This window comes from Streptomyces sp. NPDC002130 (genome assembly GCF_040296465.1).
Taxonomy (GTDB): Bacteria; Actinomycetota; Actinomycetes; order Streptomycetales; family Streptomycetaceae; genus Streptomyces.
Map to the genome: position 1 here is coordinate 28699 of NZ_JBEOXI010000024.1, position 23493 is coordinate 52191.

Below are 23493 nucleotides of genomic sequence, written 5' to 3' on the forward strand. Positions count from 1 at the left end.
CGGGGCCGGTCGGCCGCCGGGCGGGACCGGCTCAGCGGCGTACCGCCTTGCGCAGGGCCCGGGCTCGCCGGACCACCCGGCGTGCCGTGGAATTGCGCGGCAGGAACGCCAGCCGCTGCGGAATGCCCCCGGGCAGCCCGAGCGCGGTGAGGCGGCGCTTCTTGAAGTAGCGCCGGGTGCGCGGGCCGAGGTGCCGGGCGAGGAACTGCTCGGCCTGCGGGCGCAGATCCGGGTAGATCTGCGGCTGCATCGTGAACCCGAGGGCCGTGACGAGGGCGGACAGCCGCTCGGCCGGCAGGAGGTCGCCGTCCTTGCCGCTCTCCAGGTCGGGCAGCAGCGCGTCCGCCAGGGCGGTCGGGACCCGGTTGCTGTTCTGATACGGCGTCAGCCGCTCCAGCAGCAGCTCGGTTCCGATGCGGGCGACGGGCAGGTCGTAGAACGCGGAGGCCGTGAACAGCGCGGTCGAGAAGCAGCCGACGACCAGCGCGGGCCGGGCGCGGTCGAACAGCACCTCGGCGAGCACCGGCGTGTCCAGGACCGTGAGGTCGACGCCGAGCTTCTCGGCCTCGGTCTCCAGGGCACGGCTGTAGCGGGCCGGTGCGGTCGGGTGGGGCTTGAAGACGACCGTGCGGTGGCCGCGGGCGACGGCGCCCCGCATCATCCGCACGTGCAGGTCCTCTTCCTCCTCGGGGGAGAGGATGTTCAGCGCCGACAGGTACTGGCCGAGCAGCAGCGCCGAGTCGCCGGGCAGGGAGGGCAGTTCGGGCACGGTCTCGGTGACCTCGCCGAGCACCTTCAGAAACGCGGGCGTCGGCACCAGGTGCGCCGGCACACCGAACTCGGTGAGCAGCATCGGCGTGAGCCCCGGCACCAGATCGAGGTGCAGCAGCCTGCGCACGCGCGTGCCGACCAGCGGGTCGAGCTTGTTGCGGGTGGGGCCGTAGCTCATCAGCCCGTCGGCGTAGACGTCGACGGGGGCGTCGGTGAACAGCTGGGCCACCGTCAGGGCGGGCGCCACCTGGATGGATTCCAGCACGAGGCTCACCCGGTCGTCGCCGAGGCCCCACAGCAGCCGCAGATGACGCTCGAAGAGGGGGATGTCGTCGGAGCGCGGCGTCCAGGCCCCGGGGTGGAAGGGGCGGATGGCCTCGTTCCAGGACAGCACCTCGTCGAAGTGCTCGCGCAGCGGGGCGAAGCCCGGCATCTCGTCGAGGGCCGGAGTGGTCTCCGGGGTCGTGGAGTTGTTGAACACCAGCAGCACCCGGCGGTCCGGCTCCTCGAAGAGGCCGGAGTCGATCGCGGCGGCCAGAGTCGCGACGCCGTACAGCGTCGAGGCGCAGAAGATCTGAGTGGTCCCGGGCATCAGGCGGCCGCTCCCGTCGTGGTCACCCGGCGCCGCAGCCGCCGCAGCTTGGACGAGCGGTCCATGTCCATGGCCTCCAGTGCGTCGGCGAGTGCGTCCTGCGGCATGCGCTTGATGGCCGCCGCGCTCATCGACCGCAGCTGCCTGGCCACGGCCGGTTCGAACCTGTCCTCGTTGGAGAGGTGGTGGGCGATGATCGCGCAGTAGGTCCGCACCGCCTTGGGCAGCAGCCGGTCGGCGTCGCGGTCCGCGGCCGTCTCCTCGATCACCTGGTCGAAGGCGCGGATGAAGTCGAGCTGGCGCACATCGCCGATCTGCGTCAGGGACGAGGCCACCCCGCGCCGGTAGAAGACGCCCAGCAGGCTCACCACGGCGAACGACTCCGCCTCGCGGTGCAGCCTCCAGATCCACGGCCGGTCCTCCGCCGTGCGCAGCCCGTCGGTGAAGTGGAGCACGCCCTTGTCGACCAGGCGGCGGTGATAGGCGCCGGCCCAGGCATAGGCGTAGTCCACGGAGGTGGAGCGGTGGGCGGGGAGGATCGCCTCCCGCGGGTCGAACGACTCACAGCGCCGCCCGACCGGGACCCGGTGCACGGAACGGGCGCGCGCGGTGGCCTGCACATGGTCGGTGCGCACGAAGTCGCACCCCAAGTCGTCCATCGCGGACACCAGTTCGGCGAGATAGCCGGGGGCCAGCCAGTCGTCACCGTCCAGGAACGTCAGGTACTCGCCCTGCGCCGCGTCCAGGCCGGTGTTGCGCGCGGTGGCGAGCCCGCCGTTCTGCTCGTGGCGGATGTACCGCACCTGCGCCACATCCGAAAGCTCCTCGGCCGCTCGTTCGAGAATGGCCGGAGTTTCGTCCTTGGAATGGTCGTCGACCAGGATGAACTCGAAATCCCGGTCGGCGTTCGACCGAAGACTTCTGAGGGTGTCCGGGGCATATTGCTGCACGTTGTAGAACGGCACGATCACGGAAAGCTTAGGCACCCGCAAAACGTTAGGAGGCCGCCCGGCAGCTGAACTTTCCGATGGAGGTACACCGGGTGAACTCAATGTGTCAGAACGGTGCACCGCGTGTACTTCCCGCCTTCCAGCGGGCCAGTTCGGCTCTCGGTGGGCTGTTGTTAACTTTTCGTTGAGTCCCGGTTCCGCCATACCTAGGATTCGCTTCCTAGCGTCTTCGACGTGCCAGTAAGTACACCGAAGCGCCCGCGAATCGCCGTCCTCGCGGACAGCGACACCCGATGGAAATGGGGTGCGCTGACCGCGGACCGCATCGCCCCGGGACCGTCCATGGAAGCCGCACCGCGCGAAGCCGCGCAAGCCGGCCCCCTCCTCGACGGATTCCTGCTGCGCGGCCGGGCGACGCCCACGCCGCGCCAGCTCCGGGAAGTGGGCGTACGCGCCGACTCGCTGCGGGAGGTCACCGCCGTCGAGTTCCTGCGCGCCATGGCCGAGGAGTCCTACGACGTCCTGGTCCTCTCCCTGGTCGGCGGCGGCGTGCAGGCGATGCTGCACGGCCTGGCACGCGTCTGGGAGCACCGCACCTCCCGGCCCGTCGTCGTCACCGGCTACGTCGGTGTCGTCTACGAGAAGCTCGCCGACGGCCTGCTGCTGCGGCACGGTGCGGACCTGGTCCTCGCCAACTCCCGCCAGGACGCGGACCGTTTCCGGGCCGTCTACGAAGGGGTCGGCGCCGACGCCTCCGCGGTGACCGAGGTGGCCCTGCCCTTCCTCGGCGGTGCGCCGTACGAAGGTGAACACGAGCCGTCTGCGAAGCAAGGGCGCAGGCCCTACACGGTCGTCTTCGCCGCCCAGCCCTCGGTCCCCGAGAGCCGCAAGGACCGTACGTACCTGCTGAACCGGCTGGTGCAGCACGCCCGCAGGCACCCCGAACGGCAGGTGCTGCTGAAGCTGCGCTCCAAGCCGGGCGAACACACCACCCACATCGAGGAGTTGCCGTACCAGAAGCTGGTGCAGCGCCTCGATCCGCCCGCCAACTTCAGCCTGGTGTACGGCAACATGGGCGAGGTCCTCGACCGGACCGACCTGCTGGTGACGGTCAGTTCCACGGCCGCCCTGGAGTCGCTGCACCGCCGTGTCCCGACCGTCGTGCTGAGCGACCTCGGCATCCGCGAGTCGCTCGGCAACCACCACTTCGTGGGCTCCGGCTGCCTCGCCTCCTGGGACCAGCTCGACGCCGGGCACCGGCCTGTGCCCGACGAGGAGTGGGTCTCCCGGCAGGGCGTCGCGGCGGACGGCTCGTACGACTCGGCCTTCGACGCGGCCCGGCGGCGCATCGCCGAGTTGCTCGGCCGGCCCGGCGGCCTGCCCCCGCTGACCCCGTACTACACCCCCGTCACCGCGCCCGGCTATCTGCCCGGGATCCTCGCCCGCCACCACCTCGGCCCGGACGGCACCCCGCTGCCCGGCGCGCCCGCCGCCGACAAGGACCCCGGACCGGTCCGGCAGATCGTGCGCCGGGCGGCGCGCGGCGCCTACCGGCACGGCGTGCAGCGCGTGGCGCCCGTCATCCGGCGGATGGGCGAGCTGTGAGCCGCCCCGCCACCCCAGCCCAAGGAGTAGACCCCATGTCCCACCCGGAAGCGGGCAAAGGCGCCTCGGTGCGCCGCGTGCTCGCGGTGATCCCCGCGCGCGGCGGCTCCAAGGGCGTGCCCGCGAAGAACCTCCTCCCCGTCGGCGGTGTCCCGCTGGTGGCGCGGGCGGTGCGCGAGTGCCGGTCGACCCGGCTGGTGACGGACGTCGTGGTCTCCACCGACGACCAGGCCATCGCGGCCGCCGCCCGCGAGGCCGGTGCCGAGGTCGTGCTGCGGCCCGCCGCCATCGCCGGCGACACGGCCACCTCCGAGGCCGCCGTCCTGCACGCCATGGACGCCCACGAGGCCCTGCACGGGGCGCCGGTGGACGTGGTCCTGCTCGTGCAGTGCACCAGCCCGTTCATCGTCCGCGAGGACATCGACGGGGTGGCGGGCGCGATCGCCGAGAACGGCGCCGACACCGCGGTGACCGTGGCGCCCTTCCACGGGTTCGTCTGGCGGGACGCCGACGACGAGGCAGCGGCCGGCTCCGTCGCGGAGTCCGACGCCGCGGTCGGCGGCGGCTACGGCGTCAACCACGACAAGTCCTTCCGGCCCCGCCGCCAGGACCGCCCCCAGGACCTGCTGGAGACCGGCGCCGCCTACGCCATGGAGGCGTCCGGCTTCCGCAAGCACCAGCACCGCTTCTTCGGCCGCACCGAGCTGGTCCGCACGGACCCGGCGCGCGTGCTGGAGATCGACGACCCGCACGACCTCGCCCGCGCCCGGGCCCTCGCGCCGCTCTTCGACGCGGACCGCCCCGGGGCCCTCCCGACCGCCGACGACATCGACGCGGTCGTCCTCGACTTCGACGGCACCCAGACCGACGACCGGGTGCTCGTCGACTCCGAGGGACGGGAGTTCGTCTCCGTGCATCGCGGGGACGGACTCGGCATCGCGGCCCTGCGCAACAGCGGCCTCAAGATGCTCATCCTGTCCACGGAACAGAACCCTGTGGTCGCCGCCCGGGCCCGGAAGCTCAAGCTCCCGGTGCTGCACGGCATCGACCGCAAGGACCTCGCGCTGAAGCAGTGGTGCGAGGAGCAGGGCATCGCGCCGGAGCGCGTGCTCTACGTCGGCAACGACGTCAATGACCTCCCGTGCTTCGCCCTCGTGGGCTGGCCCGTGGCGGTCGCGAGCGCCCACGACGTCGTGCGCGGCGCCGCACGCGCGGTCACCACCGTCCCCGGCGGTGACGGCGCGATCCGGGAGATCGCCAGCTGGATCCTCGGCCCCTCTCTCGATTCCCTCACCAAGTAAGGAACTCTTCGCCATGAGCAACAACTCCCGCATCCGCAAGTTCGGTTCGCGCGAGGCCGGCCCCGGCCGCCCCGTCTACGTGACCGGCGAGATCGGCATCAACCACAACGGCGACATCGAGAACGCCTTCAAGCTCATCGACGCCGCCGCCGAGGCCGGCTGCGACGCGGTCAAGTTCCAGAAGCGCACCCCGGAGATCTGCACCCCGCGCGACCAGTGGGACATCGAGCGCGACACCCCCTGGGGCCGCATGACGTACATCGACTACCGCCACCGCGTGGAGTTCGGCGAGGAGGAGTACGGCCAGATCGACGCCTACTGCAAGAAGAAGGGCATCGACTGGTTCGCCTCCCCGTGGGACACCGAGGCCGTCGCCTTCCTGGAGAAGTTCGACGTCCCCGCCCACAAGGTCGCCTCCGCCTCCCTCACCGACGACGAGCTGCTGCGCGCCCTGCGCGCCACCGGCCGCACGGTCATCCTGTCCACCGGCATGTCGACGCCGAAGCAGATCCGTCACGCCGTCGAGGTTCTGGGCAGCGAGAACATCCTGCTCTGCCACGCCACCTCGACCTACCCGGCGAAGGCCGAGGAGCTCAACCTCCGGGTCATCAACACCCTCCAGGCCGAGTACCCGAACGTCCCGATCGGCTACTCCGGCCACGAGACCGGCCTGCAGACCACCCTCGCCGCCGTCGCCCTCGGCGCCACCTTCGTCGAGCGCCACATCACCCTCGACCGCGCCATGTGGGGCTCCGACCAGGCCGCCTCCGTGGAGCCGCAGGGCCTCACGCGCCTCGTCCGCGACATCCGCACCATCGAGGCCTCCCTCGGCGACGGCGTCAAGAAGGTCTACGAGTCCGAGCTGGGCCCGATGAAGAAGCTGCGCCGCGTCGCCGGTGTGGTCGCCGAGGCGGAGATCGCCACGGCGGCGGGCGAGCCGGTCGGCGTTTGAACCCACCATCCCCACCCCCCTTACGACGGGACGGTCGTACGTCGATGAGCCCCCGCGCCGGGAACGCCGGCCCCCACACTCTCGCCTTCGTCGAGAGCCCGGTACAGCTGCTGAACGTGCTGGAGTGGGCGCACGCGCACGCCCCCGGCGTGGGGCTCACCCTCGTGGTGCTGTCGCCCGTCGACCCGATGACGCGCGGCCAGCTGCGGCGGATGTCCGACCTGGCCCGCGACGAGGGGCACCAGGTCCGCTGGGAGGAAGCGCGCGGCGGGCCCCTGGCGCCCTTCCAGACCATCGGCGGCCTGACCGGCCCGCTCCGCAGGGCACGCCGGGTCGTGCTGGGAGACCCCTTCTCCCGCTACGTCCAGCTGCTGCTGACGATCACCCGCGCCCGTGACCTGGTCGTCGTCGACGACGGCACGGCGACGATGGAGTTCGTCGGGCAGCTGGCCCGTGGCGAGCGGCTGGTGCGCTGGCACCGCAAGGGCGGCCGTCCCGGCCCGCGGGACGTGGTCTTCGCGCCGGTGTCGGCCTCGGCCCGCCGCCGGCTGACCCCCGGCGACCGCCGCCGCATCGAGATCTTCTCCTCCATGCCGATGGAGGAGACCCCGGCGGGCGTCACGGTGAGCGCCAACGCCTTCGCCTGGACCCGGGCCCGCTTCGGACCGCCCCGGATCACCAAGGGCGCCGACATGGTCGGCACGTCCCTGGTGGAGACCGGCGTGGTGGACGACGGCCGTTATCTGGAGGCCGTCCACGCCCTGGCCAGGGCCCACGGCGCCACCCGCTACTTCGCCCACCGCCGCGAGAGCACGGACAAGCTCCACCGCCTCGCGGTCGAGACGGGCCTGGAGATCGTCCGCCCCGAACTCCCCCTCGAACTGATCGCCCGCCGCGGTCCCATCGGCCGGACGATCCTCAGCTTCCCCTCCACGGTCGTCCACACCCTCCCTCTCGCCCTGTCCGGCACGGAGGTACGGGTCGCGGTCTGCGACATCGACCCCTCCTGGCTGACCGAGAACGCCTCCCCGCGCGCCCAGGGCTTCCTGTCCGGGGTGACGGGGACGGCCCGGGACGTGCACCGGCTGTCGCCGGCGGCCCCGGTGCCTCCGCAGGGCCCACCGCACCCGGGCACGGCGGAGCCGGCCGACCCCACGGGCCCGGCGGGCACGGCGCGCCTCACCGCCTCACCACCCCCGCCGGGCCTGCCGGGCCCGGCAGGGACACCGGGAGCGGTGGCGGCCGGATAGGAGCCGGAGCCGACCCGGACACCGGACCGAACGACAGCCCCTGGGCGTCAGCAGCGGGGCCCCCGTTCGGCCCGGGCACCGGACCGAACTGCAGGCCCTAGTCGTCCGCCGTGGGCGTCCCGTCCACCGGCGGCCTGCGCGCCAGCAGGAACGCGCGCGGCAGCTTCTCCCCGGCCTCCGGCTCGCGCAGGACACGGGCGTGGAGGTCGAGGCCCGCCCTGGTGAGGTGCCCGGCGACCGTGTCGGGCGTGCGCCAGTAGTAGTCGAGCGAGATCTCCTGCCCGAAGCGCTCGGTCAGGCGCTGGTGCCCGTCCTCGTCCCCGGACTGGAAGCCGAGCAGCACCGGCGCCCCCGGCAGCAGGACGCGGCGGAACTCGGCGAAGACGGACGGCAGATGATCGTCCGGCACATGGATGATCGAGTAGAGCGCGACGATGCCGCCGAGCGTCGCCTCCGGCAGGTCCAGGGCCGTCATCGAACCGACGTGGAAGCGCAGCTGCGGGTGGGCCCGGCGCGCCAGGGCCACCATGCGGGGCGACGCGTCGACCCCGAACACCGGCAGCCCGGCCTCGTGCAGCCGCGCCGTCACGTACCCCGGCCCGCTGCCGATGTCCGCGACCGGCGGCCGCCCGGGTACCCCCGGCGCCCGGACCAGCTCCACGAAGGCCGACAGCAGCGCCCGCTCCAGCGGTCTTCCGGCCAGGCTGTCGGGGTGCTCGGCGGCATAGGCCTCGGCGATGGCGTCGTACGAGGCCTGCGTGGACTCGACAAACTCGGGGGCGCGCACGAAGCGCACACTAGCGGGGCGCGCGTCCGGCTGATGAACACGCCGGTGTTCGCCGCGCACGGCGTGGTATCCGTGGAGAGGATGGATGGATACCGGAGTCGTGGCGTCGATGTGGTCGAAGTCACACTCTGGGGGGTGGATGGCCCGGTCCGGCCCAAAAGGCAGGCGAGTTTACCCATCTCACTTGATAGCTATGCGCCGGGCGATCATATTTTCTTCCCCTATCGGGTTGAAGTTTTGTTGATCCAGGGTCGGTCGACCGCCCGGGCGCCCTACCCTTCAAAGGGTGAAGCCACTGATGTCACTGGAGTCCGAGGTCGATCTTCCCGGCGGAGCCGTACTTCCCGGTGCACTGCCCGACGCTCTGCGGGCCGAGCTCATCGCGTTCCGGCGCGACCTCCACATGCACCCGGAGCTGGGCAACCAGGAGTTCCGCACGACCGCCGCGATCAAGGAGCGGCTCGAGCGGGCCGGCCTCAAGCCGCGCGTCCTCGCCGTGGGGACCGGACTCGTCTGTGACATCGGCGTGGAGGGCGAGCAGTGGGACGGCGGTCCCAGCATGCTCGCCCTGCGGGCCGACATCGACGGCCTGCCCATTCCGGACACCAAGGCGGAGTGCCCGTACCGCTCGACCGTGCCCGACCGTGCGCACGCCTGCGGTCACGACGTGCACACCACCGTCGTCCTCGGCGCCGGCCTGGTCCTCGCCGAACTGCACCGGCAGGGCGCCCTGCCCCGTCCCGTCCGGCTGATCTTCCAGCCCGCCGAGGAGGTGCTGCCCGGCGGTGCCGCCGACGCCATCAAGGGCGGGGCGCTGGAAGGCGTCGGCGCGATCATCGCCGTGCACTGCGACCCCCGGGTGGACGCCGGCAAAATCGGACTCCGCGAGGGCCCCATCACCTCCGCCTGTGACCGGCTGGAGATCGGCCTGGACGGCCCGGGCGGCCACACCGCCCGCCCCCACCTCACGACCGACCTGGTCACCGCCGCCGCCCGCGTCGTCACCGACGTGCCCGCGCTGGTCGGCCGGCGCTTCGACAGCCGCAGCGGGCTCGCCATCACCTGGGGCCGCGTCGAGTCCGGGCACGCGCCGAACGTGATCCCGCAGCACGCCGAGCTCTCCGGCACCGTGCGCTGCCTCGACCTGGAGGCGTGGCGGCAGGCCCCCGACGTCGTGGTCGCGGCGATCGACGAGGTCGCCAACCTCCACCGCGCCAAGTCGGAGATCAACTACGTGCGCGGCGTGCCGCCCGTCGTCAACGAGCCCGGCGTCACCGAGCTGCTGCGCGACGCGATGATCGCCCGCCGCGGGGTCGAGTCCGTCGAGGGCACCGAGCAGAGCCTCGGCGGCGAGGACTTCTCCTGGTACCTGGAGCACGTCCCCGGCGCGATGGCCCGCCTGGGCGTCCGCACCCCCGGCGAACGCCATGTGCGCGACCTCCACCAGGGCGACTTCGACGTCGACGAGTCGGCCATCACGGTAGGCGTGGAACTCTTCACGGCCGCGGCCCTGGTCAACGGCCTCCGCTAGACCCTCCTGACCGGCCGAGCCTCTTGGGACGTGGCGCCCCTGCTCTCCTCCGGACGGGGGCGGCCCCCCCCCCTTCTTGGGGGCCGCGGGGAACCGCGCGACAACCACGACGGCGCACGTGTTTTGGGGGCGCGGGGAACTGCGCGACGAACGACGGCGCCGACGGGTTTTGGGGGCGCGGGGAACTGCGCGACGAACGACGGCGCCGACGGGTTTTGGGGGCGCGGGGAACTGCGCGACCAGCCACAACGGCGCCGCACGGGTTCTGGGGGCGCGGGGAACTGCGCGACAAGCCACGACGCCGCCGCACGACCCCGACGACCTTGAGCCCCGCGGCCCGGGCCCGGGCAGCCACACCCCCGACCCGCCACCCGGCATGACCGGCCACCCGGCACGACCGGCCACCGCATCCCCTCCAGTTGCGAGCGGCGCAGCCGCACGGCAGCCTGGTGCGCGTCACGAGGTAGGCACGCGCCGTATTCCCGACTACACCTTTCGACCCCGTTCGATCCCGTGGTTCACAAGGGCGTAACCGGCCATCGGCACGAATGGATAACGGCCCCCCGGCGAACCGTTCCCAGGAGTGTCTACGCGCGTTAATGTGCGCCGAACCGAGCACCCACTGCGGGGCTTTGGAGAATGGGGAACTTCAGATGCGTCGGATTTCCAAACTGACCCGTGTCGCGGTGGGGGTCGCGTCGCTCGGGCTCGTTGCCACGGCCTGCGGCGGCACCAGCAGTGACAGCGGCGACAGCGACAGCAGCGACCGCGGCGTCGCCATCGCGTACGACGTCGGCGGCAAGGGCGACCAGTCCTTCAACGACGCCGCCTACGCCGGCCTCACCAAGGCCAAGGACGAGTTCGGCTACAAGACGGCCGACATCGAGCCCACCGAGGGCGAGACGAACGCCGACAAGGAGCAGCGCCTGGCGTCGCTGGCCAAGCAGGGCTACAACCCGGTCATCGGCGTCGGGTTCGCCTACGGCCCGGCGATGAAGGCCGTGGCCTCCAAGTACCCGAAGACCACCTTCGGCATCGTGGACTCGGTCGTCGAGGGCAAGAACGTCGCCTCCCTCGTCTTCGCCGAGGAGCAGGCCTCCTACCTCGCCGGCGTCGCCGCCGCCAAGGCCACGAAGAGCGACGTCGTCGGCTTCGTGGGCGGTGTGGACATCCCGCTGATCCACAAGTTCGAGGCCGGTTACAAGCAAGGTGTCGAGGACACCAAGCCCGGGGTGAAGGTCCTGTCGCAGTACCTGACGCAGACGGCCGAGGAGGGCGGCTTCTCCAGCCCCGACAAGGGCAAGGCCGCCGCCGAGGGCCAGATCGAGAAGAAGGCCGACGTGCTCTACGCGGCCGCCGGTCTGTCCGGCCAGGGTGTCATCGAGGCCGCCGCCAAGGCGAAGGTCTGGGCGATCGGCGTCGACTCCGACCAGTACAAGCAGGCCGCCCTGGCGCCGTACAAGAACTACATCCTCACCTCCGCGCTCAAGGACGTCGGCGGCGCGGTCTACGCCCTGTCCAAGTCGGTCCAGGACGACAAGCCGCTGTCCGGCACCCAGACCTTCGACCTGAAGGTCAACGGCGTGGGCCTGTCGGAGTCCAACCCGGAGTACGCGAAGGTCGCGGGGCTCCAGGACGCGGTGAACAAGGCCAAGCAGGAGATCATCGACGGCAAGATCAAGGTCAACACCGAGTGATCCGACCGGTCTGACCAGCCGAAGCGGGCGGGCACCCCCTGGGTGCCCGCCCGCTTCGCGTTTCCCGGCCTCCGCGTTTCCCGGCTCCTGTGGGGACCCGGCCGCCCCCCAACCGGATCACCCAGCGCCACGCCCCGTTTGCGGTCGGCAACGTCCCGGCCAAGCCTGGGTGATGGCTTGGCCACGGGCGCATAACAAGGTGGACAGAAGGGGTTTTCAGGCAGGTCTACGCGCGTTAATCTGCGGCGAAGCCAGCGCTGAAGCTGAACCGTCCGGCGCTGTGCACCTCGGTTGTACGACAGGAGCACCCACACATGCGCCGGATTTCCCGGATCACGGTCGCAGGCGCAGCGACCGCCTCCCTGGCCCTCGCGCTCTCCGCCTGCGGCGGCACCTCGACCTCTGCCGGGTCGTCGGACTCGAAGGGCGACAAGGGCCTCGCCATCGCCTACGACGTCGGCGGCAAGGGCGACCAGTCCTTCAACGACGCCGCTTACGCGGGCCTGGAGCAGGCGAAGAAGGAGTTCGGGTACCAGACGGCCGACGTGGAGCCCACCGAGGGCGAGACGAACGCCGACAAGGAGCAGCGCCTGGTCTCCCTGGCCAAGCAGGGCTACAACCCGGTCGTCGGTGTCGGCTACGCGTACGCCGCGGCCGTCAAGGGTGCCGCGGAGAAGTTCCCGAAGACCACCTTCGGCATCGTCGACGACGCCACGATCAACACCAAGAACGTGGCCGACCTGGTCTTCAACGAGGAGCAGGCCTCCTACCTGGCCGGCGTGGCCGCCGCCAAGACCAGCAAGACCAAGGTCGTCGGCTTCGTCGGCGGCGTGGACATCCCGCTGATCCACAAGTTCCAGGCGGGCTTCGCGCAGGGCGTCAAGGACACCGACCCCAAGGTCAAGGTGCTCTCGCAGTACCTCACGCAGACGGCCGAGGAGGGCGGTTTCGCCAGCCCCGACAAGGGCAAGACGGCTGCCGAGGGTCAGATCGAGAAGAAGGCCGACGTCGTCTACGCGGCCGCCGGTCTGTCCGGTCAGGGTGTCATCGAGGCCGCCGCCGCCGAGAAGGTGTGGGCCATCGGTGTCGACTCCGACCAGTACCAGCAGGAAGCCCTCGCCAAGTACAAGGACTCCATCCTGACGTCGGCGATGAAGGACGTCGCCAAGGCGGTGTACAACCTGGCGAAGTCGGTCGAGGACGGCAAGCCCGAGACCGGTATCGTTCGTGGCGATCTGAAGTCCGGCGAGGTGAGCCTGTCGAACTCCAACCCGAAGTTCGCGGACGACGCCGAGCTCCAGGCAGCCATCAAGACGGCCAAGGAGAAGATCATCAGCGGCGAGATCAAGGTCAAGAGCAGCTGACGAGCGACTGCCTCGAAGCAGGCGGTAACCCCCGGGGTTACGTCCGCTCGACGGGGTACGGGGAGCTGCTCCTCGTACCCCGTTGCCGCGGGGCGTCGGCCCCTTTGTATGCCGTAGGGGCGCTACGCGCGTAGACGGCCCCCGTCCCCAGGAGTGTGCGCCATCAACGCGTCCAGCAGCCCTCCGGCCGGAGCGGCGGTCAACGAATCGGTGACCGCCGTCGAACTCGCCGGGATCACCAAGCGTTTCCCCGGAGTCGTGGCCAACCACGACATCCACCTCAGCGTCCGCAAGGGCACCGTGCACGCCCTCGTCGGGGAGAACGGCGCCGGCAAGTCCACGCTGATGAAGATCCTCTACGGCATGCAGAAGCCGGACGAGGGCACCATCGCCGTCAATGGGGAGCAGGTCAGCTTCTCGTCGCCGGCCGACGCCATCGTCCGCGGCATCGGCATGGTCCACCAGCACTTCATGCTCGCCGACAACCTCACGGTCCTCGAGAACGTGGTCCTCGGCAGCGAGAAGCTCCACGGCATCGGCGCCAAGGCCCGCCGCAAGATCAAGGAGCTCTCCGAGCGCTACGGCCTCGGCGTCGAGCCCGACCTCCTCGTCGAGGAGCTCGGTGTCGCCGCCCGCCAGCGCGTGGAGATCCTCAAGGTCCTCTACCGCGGCGCCACCACCCTCATCCTCGACGAGCCGACCGCCGTGCTCGTGCCGCAGGAAGTGGACGCCCTCTTCGCCAACCTGCGCGAACTGCGCTCCGAGGGCCTGTCGGTCATCTTCATCTCCCACAAGCTCGGCGAGGTGCTCTCCGTCGCCGACGACATCACCGTCATCCGCCGCGGCACCACCGTCGGCACGGCCGTCCCCTCCGAGACGACGCCCCGTCAGCTCGCCGAGATGATGGTCGGCAGCGAGCTGCCCACGCCCGAGACGGCCGAATCCACGGTCACCGACCGCCCGGTCATCAGCGTCGACCGGCTGCGCCTCGCCGCCCCCGGCGGCAAGGCCCTCCTGGACGACATCAGCTTCACCATCCACGCGGGTGAGATCCTCGGCATCGCCGGCGTCGAGGGCAACGGCCAGACCGAACTCGTCGACGCCCTCATCGGCCTCCGGCCCGCCGACACCGGCACCATCCGGCTCGCCGACGAGGAGATCACCGCCTGGCCCACCCGCAGGCGTCGCGAGCAGGGCATCGGCTACATCCCCGAGGACCGGCACCGCCACGGTCTCCTGCTGGAGGCACCCCTCTGGGAGAACCGCATCCTCGGCCACGTCACCGAGAAGCCCCTCGCCAAGGGCGTCTGGCTGGACCCGAAGGCGGCCCAGGAGGACACCCGCCGGATCGTCACGGAGTACGACGTCCGCACCCCCGGCATCGACGTCACCGCCGCCTCCCTGTCCGGCGGCAACCAGCAGAAGCTGATCGTCGGCCGCGAGATGAGCCACAAGCCGCGCTTCCTCATCGCCGCGCACCCCACCCGGGGCGTGGACGTCGGCGCCCAGGCCGCCATCTGGGACCACATCCGCGAGGCGCGCCGCGAGGGCCTGGCCGTGCTGCTGATCTCCGCCGACCTGGACGAGCTGATCGGCCTGTCCGACACGCTGCGCGTGATCTACAACGGCAAGCTGGTCGCGGACGCCGACCCGGCCACCATCACCCCCGAGGAGCTCGGCTCGGCCATGACCGGCGCCGCCACCGGGCACCTCGAGCACGACGACACCCCCGAGACCTCGAAGGCAGACGCCCCCGAGGCTCCGGAAGACGAGGCCCGCTGATGAAGAAGTTCGACAAGGAGCGCCTGCTCCTCGCGGTGGCCGGACCGGTCATCGCGCTGGCCGTGGCCTTCGTCCTGAGCGCGATCGTGCTGCTCGCCTCGGGCAAGAGCCCCTTCGAGCCGTTCGCCCTGATGTTCGAGCAGCTGGGCTTCTCCGACATCCAGGTCCTGATCATCAACCAGGCCTCGATGTACTACATCGCGGCCCTCGCGGTGGCCATCGGCTTCCGGATGAACCTGTTCAACATCGGCGTCGACGGCCAGTACCAGCTCGGCGCCATGATGGCCGCCGTCGTCGGCGCCCATGTGAACCTGCCGGCCGCCCTGCAGGTCCCGCTGCTGCTCCTGACCGCCGTCCTCACCGGCGCCTTCTGGTCCGGCATCGCCGGCGTCCTCAAGGTCACCCGCGGCGTCAGCGAGGTGGTCGCCACGATCATGCTCAACGCGATCGCCACCTCCGTGATCGCCTACATGTGGCTGCCGAACGTCTTCGGCGTCAAGGCCGGCAACAACAACACCACCGGCGAGATGTCCGAGTCCGGCTGGATCCCCGGGATCAGCCTGGGCGACGCCGGTGAGATCTACGGCCTGGTGCTGCTCGCCGTCCTGCTCGGCATCGGCTACTGGGTCGTCCTCAACCGCACCCGCTTCGGCTTCGACCTGCGTGCCTCCGGCGCCTCGTCGACCGCCGCCGCGGCCAGTGGCGTCGACCCCAAGCGCATGGTGCTGACCGCCATGCTGATCTCCGGCGGCATCGCGGGCCTGGCCGGCCTGCCGATCCTGCTCGGCGACAGCCACACCTACGACCTCAACTTCCCCACCGGCATCGGTTTCCTCGGCATCGGCATCGCCCTGCTCGGCCGCAACAGCCCGGTCGGCATCGCCTTCGCCGCCCTGCTGTGGGCCTGGCTCGACAAGGCCTCGCCCGAGCTGGACTTCCACGGCTACGACAAGGAGATCGCGGTCATCATGCAGGGCCTGATCGTCCTCTCGGTCGTCGTCTCCTACGAGGCCGTCCGCGAATGGGGTCTGCGCCGCCAGCAGCGTCGCGTCGGCGCCGAACTCGCCGCCGGACACGTCCTCGGCGCTCAGAACACGAAGGAGGTGGCTGGCCGATGACCACCGCGACCGACGTCAACCAGCCCACGCTGCAGCCCGCGGCGCCGACCGGCCGCCGCCTGTCGTGGCCCGTCCTGCTGCTCGTCATCGCCGGAGGCCTGGCGCTCACCTCGATCGTCCGCATCATCACGGGCGCCGACGGCATCACCAACGTCAGCCAGATGTCCACCGCGCTCCAGCTCGCCGTGCCGATCGGCCTCGCCGGTCTGGGCGGTCTGTGGGCCGAGCGCGCGGGCGTGGTCAACATCGGCCTCGAGGGCATGATGATCCTCGGCACCTGGTTCGGCGCCTGGGCCGGCTTCCAGTGGGGCCCGTGGACCGGTGTCCTGGTCGGCATCCTCGGCGGCGCGATCGGCGGTCTGCTGCACGCCCTGGTGACCGTCACCTTCAACGTCAACCACATCGTCTCCGGTGTGGCCATCAACATCCTCGCCCTCGGCGCCACCCGCTACCTCGCGCCCCTCGCCTTCGAGGGCCACACCGGCGGCTCCGCCAAGCAGTCCCCGGCGGTGGAGTCCCTCGGCAACTTCACGGTCCCCGGACTGTCCGACGCCCTGCGGGACCTCAACGCCCACGGCTGGTTCCTGATCTCGGACATCGCCGGCCTGCTCGGCGGCCTGGTCACCAACGTGTCCTGGCTGACCCTGATCGCCATCGCGCTGATCCCCGGCACCTGGTGGATCCTGTGGCGCACCGCGTTCGGCCTGCGGCTGCGCTCCTGCGGCGAGAACCCGGTCGCCGCCGAGTCCCTCGGCGTCAACGTCTACAAGTACAAGTACATCGCCGTCGTCATCTCCGGCGGTCTGGCCGGCCTCGGCGGTGCCTTCCTGTCCATCGTCGCCAACCCCTTCTACCTGGAGGGCCAGGTCAGCGGACGCGGCTTCATCGGCCTCGCGGCGATGATCTTCGGCAACTGGATGCCGGGCGGCCTCGCCCTCGGCGCGGGCCTGTTCGGCTACACCGACAGCCTCAACCTGCGCGGCGGCTCCGCCAACGTGCACGCCCTGCTGCTGCTCGGCGCGCTGCTGCTGATCATCGGGGCGATCTTCCTCGTCGTCCGCAAGAAGTACGTCCCGTCGATCATCACCGCGGTCGTCGCCGCCCTGGTGTTCGCCTGGTACGCGACCACCGACGAGGTCCCGAACCAGGTCGTGTCCGCCACGCCGTACGTCATCACCCTGGTGGTCCTCGCGATGTCCGCGCAGCGGCTGCGGATGCCGAAGGCGGACGGGCTGCCGTACCGGAAGGGGCAGGGCAAGTGACCGGCACCGGACCGGCCGTCGACTGGGAGAAGCTGCGCGCGGTGGCCCGGGACGCCATGTCCCGGGCGTACGCCCCGTACTCCGGCTACCCGGTCGGCGTGGCGGCCCTGGTCGACGACGGCCGGATCATCTCCGGCTGCAACGTCGAGAACGCCTCGTACGGACTCGGACTCTGCGCCGAGTGCGGCCTGGTGTCCGAGCTGCACAACACCGGCGGCGGCCGGCTGACGCACTTCACCTGCGTCGACCGCGACGGCGACACGCTCGTCCCGTGCGGCCGCTGCCGTCAACTGCTCCACGAGTTCGGCGGCCCGGACCTCCTGCTGGAGACCCCAGCGGGGATCCTGCCGCTCTCGGAGATGCTGCCCCAGGCCTTCGGCCCGGAGCACCTCAGCAAGTAACTTCCGTGCGGCCCCTCTGAGTTGCTCACGCGACCGGCTCAGGGGGGCCGTACGGCTTCTGGAAACCTCGGAAGGAAGCCAAGCCATGGCCATGGACGTCATCTCCGTCATCCGCACCAAGCGGGACCGCGGTGAGCTCAGCGACGCGCAGATCGACTGGGTCATCGACGCGTACACCCGCGGGGAGGTCGCCGACGAGCAGATGTCCGCTCTCGCCATGGCGATCCTGCTGAACGGCATGAACCGCCGCGAGATCGCCCGCTGGACGGCCGCGATGATCGCCTCCGGCGAGCGCATGGACTTCTCGTCCCTGTCCCGCCCGACCGCCGACAAGCACTCCACGGGCGGCGTCGGCGACAAGATCACCCTGCCGCTCGCCCCGCTGGTAGCCGCCTGCGGCGCTGCCGTACCGCAGCTGTCCGGCCGCGGCCTCGGCCACACCGGCGGCACGCTCGACAAGCTGGAGTCGATCCCCGGCTGGCGTGCGCTGCTGTCCAACGAGGAGATGCTGAACGTCCTCGACACCACCGGCGCGGTCATCTGCGCGGCGGGTGACGGCCTCGCCCCCGCCGACAAGAAGCTCTACGCCCTGCGGGACGTCACCGGCACGGTCGAGGCGATCCCGCTGATCGCCTCCTCGATCATGTCGAAGAAGATCGCGGAGGGCACCGGTTCTCTCGTCCTGGACGTCAAGGTCGGCACCGGCGCCTTCATGAAGACCATCGAGGACGCCCGCGAACTGGCCTCCACGATGGTCGGCCTGGGCACGGACCACGGCGTGAAGACGGTCGCGCTCCTCACCGACATGTCCACCCCGCTCGGCCTCACCGCCGGCAACGCGCTGGAGGTCCGCGAGTCGGTCGAGGTGCTGGCGGGCGGCGGCCCCGCGGACGTCGTCGAGCTGACGATCGCACTCGCCCGCGAGATGCTCGACGCGGCCGGCATCAAGGACGCCGACCCGGCGAAGGCCCTGGCCGACGGCTCGGCGATGGACGTCTGGCGCCGCATGATCGCGGCCCAGGGCGGCGACCCGGACGCGGCCCTGCCGGTCGCCCGCGAGCAGCACGTCATCAAGGCCCCGTCCTCCGGCGTCCTGAGCCGCCTCGACGCCTACGACATCGGCGTCGCGGCCTGGCGCCTCGGCGCGGGCCGTGGGGCGTGCACGGCAGGCCGCGCACCCGGCCCGCCGCCGCCCTCGCGGAGTCGGCGGCGGCCGTGCGGACGCTGATGCACAGCGTGCCCGGGGAGCCGATCGTGCCCGGCAGCGGCTTACTCCGCCGGCTCCCGCCGCCCGGAGGCATGGTCACCGTCGCGGCGTTCGGGGAGCGGGCCGTGGCCGCGGCCGTCGCGCACGCCGACCGGATGCTGCTCGACCTCGTCTCGCCCGAGCAGGTCCGCATGCTGCGGGCCCGGATGCTCGCCGCCGCCGAGAAGGCGGGCCGTACACCGCCGCGGCTGGCCGCCTGGCTGCCCGCCGCCGTCGACCCGGAGCCGGAGTCGCTCAACCAGGTTCTGCGCAGCGTCGTCGGCTACCTCGCCGTGCCGGGTTACAGCGACATGTTCGTCGACGCGGGGCTCGCCCCCGTCGTCGAGCTGGCCGCCAAGGGCGCCGATCCGGACACCCTGCTGCGGGCCCTGCCGCCCGAGGCCGCCGGCACGGTCGCCCTGGTCGGCGACACGGACACGGTCCGCGCCCGCATCGCCGCCTACGCCGAGGCCGGACTCGACGAGATCGCCCTCGTCCCGGCCACGGCCGGCGACCCCGCGGGCGAGCGCACCCTCACGGCCCTCAGGCCGGAGTGACCCCTCGGGGGCGCCCCGCTCAGCCGCCGTAGGCGCCCGAAGCGGTCAGACGCAGCGCCGTGTCGATCAGCGGCACGTGGCTGAACGCCTGCGGGAAGTTGCCGACCTGGCGCTGCAGGCGCGGGTCCCACTCCTCGGCCAGCAGACCGAGGTCGTTGCGCAGCGACAGCAGCTTCTCGAACAGCTTGCGGGCCTCGTCGACGCGGCCGATCATCGCCAGGTCGTCGGCCATCCAGAACGAGCAGGCCAGGAACGCGCCCTCGTCACCGGGCAGACCGTCCACGCCCTCGTCGCCGCCCGAGGTCGGGTAGCGCAGGATGAAGCCGTCCGGGGTGGACAGCTCCCGCTGGATCGCCTCGATCGTGCCGATGACCCGCTTGTCGTCCGGCGGCAGGAAGCCCACCTGCGGGATCAGCAGCAGGGAGGCGTCCAGCTCCTTCGAGCCGTACGACTGCGTGAAGGTGTTGCGCTCCTTGTCGTAGCCCCGCTCGCACACGTCCCGGTGGATGTCCTCGCGCAGTTCCCGCCAGCGCTCCAGCGGGCCGTCCGCGTCGCCGGACTCGATCAGCTTGATCGTGCGGTCGACCGCGACCCAGGCCATCACCTTGGAGTGCACGAAGTGGCGGCGCGGGCCGCGCACCTCCCAGATGCCCTCGTCCGGGTCCTGCCAGTGGTCCTCCAGGTAGCGGATCAGCTTCAGCTGGAGCAGGGAGGCGTAGTCGTTGCGGGCGAGGCCTGTCATGTGGGCCAGGTGCAGGGCCTCGGTGACCTCGCCGTACACGTCCAGCTGGAGCTGGTGGGCCGCGCCGTTGCCGACCCGGACCGGGGTGGAGTTCTCGTAGCCCGGCAGCCAGTCCAGCTCCGCCTCGCCGAGCTCACGCTCACCGGCGATGCCGTACATGATCTGCAGGTTCTCCGGGTCGCCGGCCACCGCCCGCAGCAGCCACTCGCGCCAGGCGCGGGCCTCCTCGCGGTAGCCGGTGCGCAGCAGCGAGGACAGCGTGATCGCCGCGTCGCGCAGCCAGGTGTAGCGGTAGTCCCAGTTGCGGACGCCGCCGATGTCCTCCGGCAGGGAGGTGGTCGGCGCGGCGACGATGCCGCCGGTCGGGGCGTACGTCAGGGCCTTCAGCGTGATCAGCGAGCGGATCACGGCCTCCCGGTAGGGGCCGTGGTACGTACAGTGGTCGACCCACTCGCGCCAGAAGTCCTCCGTCGCCTCCAGCGACTGCTCCGGCTCCGGCAGCGGCGGCGGCTCCTTGTGCGAGGGCTGCCAGGAGATCGTGAACGCGATCCGGTCACCCGGCGCGACCGTGAAGTCCGCGTACGTCGTCAGCGACTTGCCGTAGGTCTCCGCGGATGTGTCGAACCACACGGAGTCGGGACCCGCGACGGCCACCGTGCGCCCCTCGTGCTTGTGCACCCACGGCACCACCCGCCCGTAGGAAAACCGCATCCTGAGCGCCGAGCGCATCGGCACCCGGCCCGAGACGCCCTCCACGATCCGGATCAGCTGCGGGGCGCCGTCGCGCGGCGGCATGAAATCGGTCACCCGGACCGTGCCCCGCTGGGTGTCCCACTCGGACTCCAGGATCAGCGAGTCGCCCCGGTAGCTGCGCCGCGCGGCGGTGGGGGGCTGCTGGTCGGAGGCGTAGGCGGGTCCGAGCCGCCAGAAGCCGTGCTCCTCGTTGCCCAGCAGGCCGGCGAAGACGGCGTGCGAGTCGAAGCGGGGCAGGCACAGCCAGTCGACTGTCCCGTCCCGGCAGACCAGGGCAGCGGTCTGCATGTCTCCGATGAGTGCGTAGTCTTCGATGCGCCCGGCCACGTGCAACTCCAGTCGAACGGCCACGTCACCCCACGAGGGGGCTGTCGCTAGTGCGGTCAAGGGGGGTTTCAGCAGGTCTTGCAATGCGTCATTGAGCGATGAAGCAAAACAGGTCGCTCAGCCGTGATGCAAAGCGCCAATTGTTGCTCAACGAACTGACGAGCTCACGTTGTTCCGGTGCTTACGGGCGGAGGGTGGTGCCGTTGGGCCGGACGGGCTCGGCAGTGAGTGTCCGAGCAGGATACGACGCACGCGGATGATCCGGGTGCCCGTCCGGACAAGGGGAGTACGCCGAACGAGTGAGCAACGGGTGAGGAAGCGGTGAGCGTGGTCGCCTCCGTGTCGGGATGTGTGCGGAGCGTGGCCGGAAGCCATCGCCCCGCGGCGCTGATACGCTGGTAGCCCGTGGACCGGTGGGCCCCTTCCCGACAGGGAACCCCCGAACCGCAGCGACGGCACCCCGGAGATTTCCGGCGGGCAGCCGCACCGCACCCCCAGACCGCGACCACGGGAGCCCCGTCTTGGCCATGCCGCCCGCCGCTTTTCGTAACTCGACGACCAAGCACATCTTCGTCACCGGGGGTGTCGCCTCCTCGCTGGGCAAGGGCCTGACGGCCTCCAGCCTCGGCATGCTGCTCAAGGCCCGCGGTCTGCGCGTCGTGATGCAGAAGCTCGACCCGTACCTGAACGTGGACCCGGGCACGATGAACCCCTTCCAGCACGGTGAGGTGTTCGTCACCAACGACGGCGCCGAGACCGACCTGGACATCGGCCACTACGAGCGCTTCCTCGACCGCGACCTCGACGGCTCCGCGAACGTCACCACCGGCCAGGTGTACAACACCGTGATCGCCAAGGAGCGGCGCGGCGAGTACCTGGGCGACACCGTGCAGGTCATCCCGCACATCACCAACGAGATCAAGCACCGCATCCGTCGCATGGCGACGGACGAGGTCGACGTCGTGATCACCGAGGTCGGCGGCACGGTCGGCGACATCGAGTCGCTGCCGTTCCTGGAGACCGTCCGCCAGGTCCGTCACGAGGTCGGCCGTGACAACGTCTTCGTCGTCCACATCTCGCTCCTGCCGTACATCGGCCCCTCGGGTGAGCTGAAGACGAAGCCCACCCAGCACTCGGTTGCGGCCCTGCGCAACATCGGTATCCAGCCGGACGCGATCGTGCTGCGCTGCGACCGCGAGGTGCCCACCGCGATCAAGCGGAAGATCTCGCTGATGTGCGACGTCGACGAGGCCGCCGTCGTGGCCTGCCCCGACGCCCGCTCGATCTACGACATCCCGAAGACGGTGCACGGCGAGGGCCTGGACGCCTACGTGGTCCGCAAGCTGGACCTGCCGTTCCGCGACGTCGACTGGACGACCTGGGACGACCTGCTCGACCGCGTCCACAACCCCGACCACGAGATCACCCTCGCCCTGGTCGGCAAGTACATCGACCTGCCCGACGCCTACCTGTCGGTCACCGAGGCCCTGCGCGCCGGCGGTTTCGCCAACCGGGCCCGCGTGAAGATCAAGTGGGTCACCTCCGACGACTGCAAGACCCCGGCGGGCGCCGCGGCGCAGCTCGGCGACGTCGACGGCATCTGCATCCCCGGCGGCTTCGGCGACCGTGGTGTGCTCGGCAAGGTCGGCGCGATCAAGTACGCCCGCGAGAACAAGATCCCGCTGCTCGGCCTCTGTCTCGGCCTGCAGTGCATCGTGATCGAGGCCGCGCGCAACCTGGCCGACGTCACCGACGCCAACTCCACCGAGTTCGACCCGGCCACCTCCCACCCGGTCATCTCCACCATGGCCGAACAGCTCGACATCGTCGCCGGTGACGGTGACATGGGCGGCACCATGCGGCTCGGCATGTACCCGGCGAAGCTGGCCGAGGGGTCGATCGTGCGCGAGGTGTACGACGGCAAGGAGTACGTCGAGGAGCGCCACCGGCATCGCTACGAGGTGAACAACGCCTACCGTGCGGAGCTGGAGAAGAAGGCGGGCATCCTGTTCTCCGGTACCTCGCCGGACGGCAAGCTCGTCGAGTACGTCGAGTACCCGCGCGACGTCCACCCGTACCTGGTCGCGACCCAGGCGCACCCGGAGCTGCGCTCGCGTCCGACGCGTCCGCACCCGCTGTTCGCCGGGCTCGTCAAGGCCTCGGTCGAGCGGAAGACTTCGAAGTAACACACCAGTTGTACGGTGGCCGGGGTGCATCCCTTCAAAGGGTGTGCACCCCGGTTTCGTTTCGGCAGGTCGTGTGGCACGTGTGGAAGGACAGGCATGACGATCAAGGACACCCCGGAGGAGTGGGAGATCCGGGCGACGGCGACCCCCTTCACGGGCAACAAGACCTCTGTGCGCACCGACGAGGTGGTCATGCCCGACGGCACCGTGGTCGGCCGTGACTACCAGGTCCACCCCGGCTCCGTGGCCGTCCTCGCCCTCGACGAGGCCGACCGCGTGCTGGCTCGGTCTTCTCGAAGGACAGAGCGTCGACGGCGTA

16 protein-coding genes and 2 pseudogenes are annotated in these 23493 nt (G+C 70.9%); 14 read left to right on the plus strand and 4 right to left on the minus strand.

Annotated elements, in window-relative coordinates; genetic code table 11:
- Positions 1–31 precede the first annotated feature (31 nt).
- Together ABT116_RS07030 and ABT116_RS07035 are read right to left on the minus strand one after the other, a co-directional pair.
- Complete coding sequence (locus ABT116_RS07030; protein ID WP_351628929.1) at positions 32–1363, minus strand: alpha-2,8-polysialyltransferase family protein; 1332 nt, start codon at positions 1361–1363, stop codon at positions 32–34.
- Positions 1363–2349 carry a glycosyltransferase family 2 protein gene (locus ABT116_RS07035; protein ID WP_351628936.1) on the minus strand — a complete coding sequence of 329 codons (987 nt, stop codon included), beginning with the start codon at positions 2347–2349 and terminating at the stop codon, positions 1363–1365. The genes ABT116_RS07030 and ABT116_RS07035 overlap by 1 nt, the downstream gene beginning before the upstream one ends.
- A gap of 198 nt (positions 2350–2547) precedes the next feature.
- Between ABT116_RS07035 and ABT116_RS07040 the strand changes: the two genes are divergently transcribed.
- From ABT116_RS07040 to ABT116_RS07055, 4 genes are read left to right on the plus strand one after another with little or no spacing between them, the layout of a single operon-like run.
- Positions 2548–3918 carry a DUF6716 putative glycosyltransferase gene (locus tag ABT116_RS07040; RefSeq protein ID WP_351628940.1) on the plus strand — a complete coding sequence of 457 codons (1371 nt, stop codon included), beginning with the start codon at positions 2548–2550 and terminating at the stop codon, positions 3916–3918.
- 35 nt (positions 3919–3953) lie between these two features.
- Complete coding sequence (locus ABT116_RS07045) at positions 3954–5219, plus strand: cytidylyltransferase domain-containing protein (RefSeq protein ID WP_351628943.1); 1266 nt, start codon at positions 3954–3956, stop codon at positions 5217–5219.
- Between the two features lie 13 nt (positions 5220–5232).
- Positions 5233–6171, plus strand: a complete 939-nt coding sequence (locus ABT116_RS07050; RefSeq protein WP_351628946.1) for an N-acetylneuraminate synthase family protein — start codon at positions 5233–5235, stop codon at positions 6169–6171.
- Between the two features lie 44 nt (positions 6172–6215).
- Complete coding sequence (locus ABT116_RS07055) at positions 6216–7421, plus strand: hypothetical protein (protein ID WP_351628949.1); 1206 nt, start codon at positions 6216–6218, stop codon at positions 7419–7421.
- 97 nt (positions 7422–7518) lie between these two features.
- Here ABT116_RS07055 and ABT116_RS07060 read toward each other — a convergent pair whose 3' ends face one another.
- The gene (locus tag ABT116_RS07060) at positions 7519–8208 is read right to left on the minus strand and encodes a class I SAM-dependent DNA methyltransferase (protein WP_351628951.1); all 690 of its coding nucleotides are present in this window, start codon (positions 8206–8208) and stop codon (positions 7519–7521) included.
- Positions 8209–8506: 298 nt separating this feature from the next.
- Here ABT116_RS07060 and ABT116_RS07065 point away from each other — a divergent pair, with 298 nt between their 5' ends.
- The 8 genes and pseudogenes from ABT116_RS07065 to ABT116_RS07100 all read left to right on the plus strand — a co-directional run bounded on the left by ABT116_RS07065 (position 8507) and on the right by ABT116_RS07100 (position 19166).
- A complete protein-coding gene (locus ABT116_RS07065; RefSeq protein WP_351628970.1) occupies positions 8507–9739 on the plus strand; it encodes a M20 family metallopeptidase in 1233 nt (410 codons plus the stop codon).
- A gap of 653 nt (positions 9740–10392) precedes the next feature.
- Positions 10393–11436: a BMP family lipoprotein gene (locus ABT116_RS07070; RefSeq protein WP_351628953.1), complete on the plus strand. Its 1044-nt coding sequence runs from the start codon at positions 10393–10395 to the stop codon at positions 11434–11436.
- Between the two features lie 314 nt (positions 11437–11750).
- Positions 11751–12800, plus strand: coding sequence for a BMP family lipoprotein (locus ABT116_RS07075; protein ID WP_344458238.1), 1050 nt, complete (start codon positions 11751–11753; stop codon positions 12798–12800).
- A 210-nt stretch (positions 12801–13010) separates the two neighbouring features.
- The gene (locus ABT116_RS07080) at positions 13011–14582 is read left to right on the plus strand and encodes an ABC transporter ATP-binding protein (RefSeq protein WP_351628972.1); all 1572 of its coding nucleotides are present in this window, start codon (positions 13011–13013) and stop codon (positions 14580–14582) included.
- Positions 14582–15700 (plus strand): ABC transporter permease, encoded by a 1119-nt coding sequence (locus ABT116_RS07085; RefSeq protein ID WP_351628955.1) that lies wholly within the window; start codon positions 14582–14584, stop codon positions 15698–15700. Before ABT116_RS07080 ends, ABT116_RS07085 begins: the two co-directional genes overlap by 1 nt.
- The gene (locus tag ABT116_RS07090; RefSeq protein WP_351628957.1) at positions 15697–16962 is read left to right on the plus strand and encodes an ABC transporter permease; all 1266 of its coding nucleotides are present in this window, start codon (positions 15697–15699) and stop codon (positions 16960–16962) included. The genes ABT116_RS07085 and ABT116_RS07090 overlap by 4 nt, the downstream gene beginning before the upstream one ends.
- The gene (locus ABT116_RS07095) at positions 16959–17363 is read left to right on the plus strand and encodes a cytidine deaminase (protein WP_351628959.1); all 405 of its coding nucleotides are present in this window, start codon (positions 16959–16961) and stop codon (positions 17361–17363) included. Before ABT116_RS07090 ends, ABT116_RS07095 begins: the two co-directional genes overlap by 4 nt.
- Positions 17364–17448: 85 nt before the next feature.
- A pseudogene (locus tag ABT116_RS07100) lies at positions 17449–19166 on the plus strand (thymidine phosphorylase).
- Between the two features lie 19 nt (positions 19167–19185).
- Here the strand turns inward: ABT116_RS07100 and ABT116_RS07105 are convergent.
- Positions 19186–20988 carry a glycoside hydrolase family 15 protein gene (locus ABT116_RS07105; RefSeq protein WP_351628974.1) on the minus strand — a complete coding sequence of 601 codons (1803 nt, stop codon included), beginning with the start codon at positions 20986–20988 and terminating at the stop codon, positions 19186–19188.
- A 527-nt stretch (positions 20989–21515) separates the two neighbouring features.
- Here ABT116_RS07105 and pyrG point away from each other — a divergent pair.
- Together pyrG and ABT116_RS07115 are read left to right on the plus strand one after the other, a co-directional pair.
- Positions 21516–23174 (plus strand): CTP synthase, encoded by a 1659-nt coding sequence (gene pyrG / locus ABT116_RS07110; RefSeq protein ID WP_351628977.1) that lies wholly within the window; start codon positions 21516–21518, stop codon positions 23172–23174.
- Between the two features lie 96 nt (positions 23175–23270).
- A pseudogene (locus ABT116_RS07115) lies at positions 23271–23493 on the plus strand (ADP-ribose pyrophosphatase); the annotation flags it as partial.